Raw genomic sequence first — 6,149 nt, 5'->3', positions numbered from 1 at the left:
GAGCAAGCAGCAGCTCGTTCTTCTCGGCCTCGGTCAGAACATGAAGCGGCGGTGGCGGCATCCGTAGGGTGAATCAGCCAATCGACCTCCGCGCAACACTTTTCTGCCAACCCCGTGAGCAATTACGTAAAATTTTCCCGCCATCCGAGTATCGCCCTTGAAAAGACCATCAATACCGATCCGTAACAAACACCTCTCCGCGATCGCACCTGCGTGCTTCTATCGTCTGAAGCCCAGGAAGCGGGTGGCAGGCATCGTCAACACCCCCCGCCGATGCCTGCCACCCATTTTTTGATCTTTACGGCGCACGCCAAACGCCGCGGCAAGCGTACGACGCCGATCACGTAGCGCCCGTTCCGCCAACTTGCAGAAAGGCAGACGCATTCGGCCCCTCGCTGGAGATTCATGGCATGGCCACACAATGCATCGCCTATCAGGATGCCAAAGGCCGCCTGCATGCCGATCCGGTGAAAGCGACGCTAGAGGATTTGGCGAACCTGCTGGGACGTGTGGGCGACGAAGGCGGAATGACCGCCGGCGTAGCGAAACTCATCCTCGATAAGCGCCGCGATATCGAGCGCGTGTTCCTGGAACACGACGGGCTGATTTCTTCCCGTGAGGCTACCTGACGATGAGCGGCACAAACAGGATGCCCGCCACAAGCAGAGTTGGCCTCGTGCCGCCTGCTGGTCACCGCGATCCCTTCCAGCAATCGATAGGAACTTCATTTCGTGAACGAAACCATAGGCGTCGAGCAAGACATCGAGCGGATCGCTATCGACCTGCACGGCAAGTTCTGGGCATTCCTGATCCGCTTCCTCGCCGACAAAGGCTGTATCGCAATGGACGATTTCTTAAGCGAAATGTCGATTTTCAGCGCCACATCCCCCGATATTTCCCTTCTGGAACGGAGCATTCTGAAGGTTTGGCACGAACGGATCGAACGGACCGGGAGCCATGACTGCTCTGAAATTCAGCGTGCCATTCGTTAGGCGGCGTGGACGCACCGCTGGGCGAAGGCACCGGCAAGGGCTCCTCCGACCATCAACGGGCCGATCTGCTTCTCATCCTTTTCGTCCTTCTTGAGTTCGATCTGAATTGTCTCGACTTTTCGGCTGGACATCCGAAGCTGCGAATCAGCCTGGCCGTCAGGATCGTGGCGCCGTTGGGGTGCAGCGGATCCGCAGCCCCTTCCCGGACCCCGCGTCAGCGGGCCATCGGTGAACAGCCCGCGCCGGGCGTTTCCGTGACGAGGGGGAAGCGCAGCACTTCGGGACCGATGGCGACCGCGTCGCGCAAACGGATGGGGCACCAGGCGCGTTCTACCGGCCGAGCAGGGTGACAGGCCCGATCAGGCCCGAGGGGCGCAGCGGTGCATCCGGGCGGTATGTCGGCATCGCAGTCCAAGTGATCGGCTTTGCGCCGGGTTGCTGGTCGCCGATCAGGCGGTTGACCCACAAGTTCGCGACCTTGACCTCGATCGTGTTCATACCGTTTCTGACCGCGCTGCCGACGTCGATGCGGTAGGGCGCGTGCCACAAGGTGCCCACATCGCGCCCATTGACCGTCACTTGCGCCAGATCGCCGACTTCGCCAAGATCGAGCAGTAGCGGCCGCCCCGGCCTGGCGCCCCTGGGCAGCGCGAAGCTGCGCGTATAGGTCGCCTCGCCCGAGAAATAACGGATCGACGGATCGGCATTGCGATCCAGCGGCGCGAGTGTCGCCAGTCGGGTCGAGGCAGGTGCGCCGCGATCCGGCTGGAAGCGCACGGTCCAGCCGTCGTCGAGCGTGGCCAGCGTCGTCACGGCGCTGACCGGCACATCGAGCGATCGCGCGGCCGCATCCTCATGGAACACCACGAAGACGGCGTCGCCTGCCACCAGCGAGAGGGGCACTACCGTCTCGCCGTTTTCGATACGATAGCCGACAGCCTCGCTTTCGCCCGTTTCCGGGTGCCACAGACGCGGCGCCTTGCCGGTGACGCGGAAATGCGCCTCTACGGTCTGGGCGCTGTCCTGCGGGTTGCTGAGGTAATAGATGTCGCCGCTTCGATCCCGGCGGTGCACGAAGGGAATCTTCGCCCCGGTTGCGGCTCCGGTGAACGCGAAGTCCGGCGCAACGCCGATCGCCTTGAGGGCAGCTTCCACGTCGCTGCCGGGGATGACCCGCCCCTGCCCGATCCGCGCCTCGCCTGCACCGGGCCACAGCCTGGCGACAAGGGCGGACCATTGGGCATCGCTGCCTTGCTCCTGCCCGTCCATTCCGGGCGTTGCGACCGGGGCATTGCCGATCACGGTCGCCCCGCCTTCGGCCAGCGCCGCCAGCCTGCGCAACGCTGCAAGGCTCATGCGCTGCGAGGAACCGCCGAGGTAGATCGCCTTGTAGCGCGCACCGCTGGGCGCGACGAGGTCGCCGCCGTCGTTCTTCAGCAGAGTGTCGAGCGCGTCGAAGCTGAGGAAATCATAGGCGTGGGACACCGGGGCATCGGCCACCGGCTTGTCGCCGTAAAGCCCCGTCAGCGGCGCTTCCTCGCCGTAGAAGTAAGCGACGTCGGCGACGTTGCGCCCTGCCTGCAACAGGAGCGAGGACCGCGCGATATAATCGACCCAAGGCCTCGCCATCTCGCCCCAGCTTTCCATGCGATTGAAGTACTGGCCAAAGATGAACAGCGAGAGCCCCGGCTTCTTGTCGTCGACCGGGACATGGACCGAGGTGTGGACCACGGGCCGGTTGACGCCGTTGACGAACTCCATGTCGATGAAACGCTTCAGGTCCTTGGGCGCGAAGGCCCAGGGCGCCATGGAAGCCGTCATCGATTCCGCCGCGACGAGGTTCTGGCCATAGAGGTGCGCCACCGACGCCGCGCCCTTCATGTCGGCGATCAGCGTCTGGCGCGGGCCGTCGTCCTTGCCGAACGTCCACATCGCCGCCATCGGCACATCGGTCGCCTTGCGCATGGTCATGTCATCGCCAAGCATCGGGCGCTTGTCCTCCAGCGCCTCGCCATAGACGATCAGGCCGTTCTCGTGAGCGACCTTGGCGACAGTGCCGTAATGCTCGCTGGCGAGGAGGTCCGCCAAGGTGCGGCGATAGTCGTAGAGGAACTTGTCCGACTGCGCGCGCGTGCCCACTAGCGTGCCCGTGAGCGTCGGCAGCCAGGGACGCGGATCGTAGCCGCGCAGGGTCTGGAACTGCTCGATCATGCGGGGCGTCCAGTTCGCCTCACCGACTTCGATGGAATCTGTCAGTAGTGCGCGCACCCCGTGCTTGCCGACCATGTCGGCACCCGCAGCGTCCTTGTACATGCCAATGTAGTGGTCGAGATAACGGCGCACCGCTGCACCGTCGAACTTGTCCACTTCCAGCCCGGTCGCTTCGGCGGGAGCGGGATGGTTGGTGGTGCCGAGCAGCGAATAGCCCATGCGCAGGACGCGCCAGTTCTGTCCCTTGGGAAGCGCCGGGGCTGTCCAGTCGAGGGAACCGTCGGGCCGCATCCTGCCGGTCAGGTCGATGACACTGGCAGGAGCGACGCCGCTTGCCGCCTCGGCCGGTTCACCGAGCGCGTAATAATCGCGGCTCATGATGAAGCCGGACTTGGTCTCGAAGCGGTCGACCTTGTTCCCGGCATCCAGCGTGAAGGTGCCGACGACGAGCGGCTTCTTCGCCATCATCGCACCGACGCCATCGAACAACCCGGCCATCGCCGTGCCCGGAGCCGGTGAGCCAAGCCCCCCGTCAGGCTTTCGCGGATTCAGCACGACGCGAAAATGTGTGGCGGTGACGGCGGGGAAGCTGGCAGTCGTCGGCACCGCGCCCAGCGTCAGCGTAGTGATCGGGGTCCAGGCGGCGCCGTCCGCGCTCGCCTCAAGCTCCACAGTGAACGCCGCTCCCGCGAATGGCACGACCACGTCCGGGATGTAGAGCGTCGCCGAACGCACCACGGTCGGCCGGGCGTAGTCCAGCCGCAGTTCGGGCACGGCGCCCTCGTTGCGCACCAGCGTTACGCCGCCAGCGATGTCCGCATCGCCAAGGGCCGCAGCATCTAGCGCGTTGCCAAGGCCATCCGAGGCGCGCGCCAGCGCAGGCGCAACCGGCGTAGCTTCCGGGAATGCGAAGACGCCGACCTCGCCGTAGAACTGCGGGCCGGGAGGCGCCGGGTGGCCGGAGATCATTTCCTCGATCGACAGTGCCGGGGCCAGCGTCTGATAAGGCCCGGTCGTCTGGGGAGGCGCTGTCAGTTTGCCAGTGAAGCGCTTGCCCGGAGCCACGGAAGTTTCCGACCAGACCAGCTTCTTCAGCCCGTCCTGCGGCTGCACCCATGGCCCGCCGGTTTCCGACCAGCCGGGCGAGGAAGCGATGGCCAGTTCCAGCCCCTGCCGGTCCGCCTCATGCGCGGCGAAGCGGAAGGCGTCCTTCCATTCGGGCGTCATGTACACCAGGCGGTGGTCCACAACTTGCGGCGTCTGCAGGTTGGCGTCGAAAGTCTGGGCGCCGCCGATGCCGACGCGCTTCATCCATGCAAGGTCCTTGGCGATGCCGTCCTTGGTGATGTTGCCGTTCATCCAGTGCCACCAGACGCGCGGCCGGGCCGAGTTCGGCGGATCGCGGAACGCTTCGAGCAGCGGATCGCCTGCCTCGACCGGCGCGACAACCTGCACCGGCGCTTCCTCCTTCGCCACCGCATGCGGTGCGGCCAGAGCCGAAGCGAGCATCAGCATCACGCGAAAACGGCGACCCGGCATTCCATACTCCCCATCTCTATCCTGGCGGAGCCGCATCGGGCCTCAGCAGGATCTAAATCTTGATTCCAATTTGTGACGGCCGCCTGCGTTACAAGGCATTTCGCCGCGCGATCGCGCCGAGCACCGAAGCACTTGGCTTGGGCGTGCGGGCAAAGGTGGCGGGATCGACGCTGCACAGGCCGAAGCGAGGCTTGTAGCCGAAGATCCACTCGAAGTTATCGAGCAGCGACCAGTGCATGTAGCCCAGCACCGGCACTCCGTCGTCGATCGCCTGCTTGAGCCCCTCCAGCGCGGCGGGGATGAAGCGCGCGCGCAAGGTGTCGTCCCCGGTGCCGACGCCGTGCTCGGACACCAGCACCGGCACCCGCGTCGCCTCATGGACGTAGCGCACCGCACCCGCAAGCGAGGGCGCCCATACCTCGGTGCCGGACCAGTTGAGGTCGGCGCCGTCCGGATGCGGGAGCCGCCCCTTGTCGTTCCACACCGCGCGTTCGTAGTTCTGCACGCCGATGAAGTCGTCGGCTTTAGCCACCTCCAACCACGCGCCGTAGGTTTCCGCGCGCACTTTGTCGCGGATCGAGTTGCGGCCCGCCGCCTGGTCGTCCAGTACCGAGAGAGTGAAGCCGACCGGCAGGTCCGAACGCACCGCCTTGATCGCCGCGCGCGCTGCCTTGTGCCCGGCCAGCAGCCCGGTCTGGATCGCGTCGAGATCCTCGAGCGCCGCGACGTTGGCGCAGACGTACTTCTCCACGCCGAAGCGCTTGGCGGCGGCGGCAAGGGTCTGGCGCTGCATGTCCCATACCGGCGGGGGCAGCATGGGCTTGAGGATCAACAGCAGGTTGGGCTCGTTCAGCGTCATGGCCATGGCGATGTCGGCGCCGATCGCGCGGGCCACCTTGTCGCAGTAGCGCGCGAAAAGCTGCGCTGATTCCGGGTTGGTCCAGCCGCCCTGCACACTGAACCAGCGCGGCGCGGTGAAGTGGTTGAACGTCACCAGCGGTTTCAGTCCGCGCGCGTGGCAACCCGCGACGATCGCCTTGTAGTGATCGAGCATCGCCTGCGAGAACAGGCCCTTCTCCGGCTCGATCCGCGCCCACTCCACGCCGAAGCGATAGGACGTGAGGCCGAGCGACTTCACGATGTCGAGGTCGCTGGCCCACAGTTCCAGGCTGTTGCAGGCATCGCCCGAAGGCTGGGCGAAGATCGTCGGCTGCTGGTTCTCCAGCGGCCACAAGTCGGAGGCGACATTGTTGCCCTCGATCTGGTGCGGCGCGGTGGCCGCCCCCCACAGAAAGCCTGCGGGAAATGCCGGGCTTGGGCGCTTCGCGGCGGCGCGCGACACGGCGGGAGCAGCCGCGATCATGGCGGCGGCGGCGAGCATGCTGCGGCGGTCAATCTGGGTCATCA

The 6,149-nt window shown here is 65.6% G+C and carries 5 protein-coding genes; 2 read left to right on the top strand and 3 right to left on the bottom strand.

Going from position 1 to position 6,149, the window contains the following annotated elements:
- Positions 1-410: 410 nt before the first annotated feature.
- Together V2S85_RS24470 and V2S85_RS24465 are read left to right on the top strand one after the other, a co-directional pair.
- Positions 411-629 (top strand): hypothetical protein, encoded by a 219-nt coding sequence (locus V2S85_RS24470; protein ID WP_330705405.1) that lies wholly within the window; start codon positions 411-413, stop codon positions 627-629.
- A gap of 102 nt (positions 630-731) precedes the next feature.
- On the top strand, positions 732-992 hold the full coding sequence (locus V2S85_RS24465) for a hypothetical protein (protein ID WP_330705404.1): 261 nt from the start codon (positions 732-734) through the stop codon (positions 990-992).
- Here the strand turns inward: V2S85_RS24465 and V2S85_RS24460 are convergent.
- The 3 genes from V2S85_RS24460 to V2S85_RS24450 all read right to left on the bottom strand — a co-directional run bounded on the left by V2S85_RS24460 (position 989) and on the right by V2S85_RS24450 (position 6,147).
- On the bottom strand, positions 989-1,123 hold the full coding sequence (locus V2S85_RS24460; protein ID WP_330705403.1) for a hypothetical protein: 135 nt from the start codon (positions 1,121-1,123) through the stop codon (positions 989-991). The two genes, V2S85_RS24465 and V2S85_RS24460, sit on opposite strands and share 4 nt — an antisense overlap.
- Before the next feature lie 199 nt (positions 1,124-1,322).
- Entirely contained in the window at positions 1,323-4,742 is a 3,420-nt protein-coding gene (locus tag V2S85_RS24455; protein WP_330705402.1) for a glycosyl hydrolase, read from the bottom strand.
- An 88-nt stretch (positions 4,743-4,830) separates the two neighbouring features.
- Complete coding sequence (locus V2S85_RS24450) at positions 4,831-6,147, bottom strand: family 1 glycosylhydrolase (protein ID WP_330705401.1); 1,317 nt, start codon at positions 6,145-6,147, stop codon at positions 4,831-4,833.
- Positions 6,148-6,149: the final 2 nt, after the last annotated feature.

This window comes from Novosphingobium resinovorum (assembly GCF_036352595.1).
GTDB classification, from domain to species: domain Bacteria; phylum Pseudomonadota; class Alphaproteobacteria; order Sphingomonadales; family Sphingomonadaceae; genus Novosphingobium; species Novosphingobium resinovorum_B.
The sequence above is the reverse complement of the archived record's forward strand: the minus strand, read 5'-3'. Positions and strand labels throughout refer to the sequence as shown.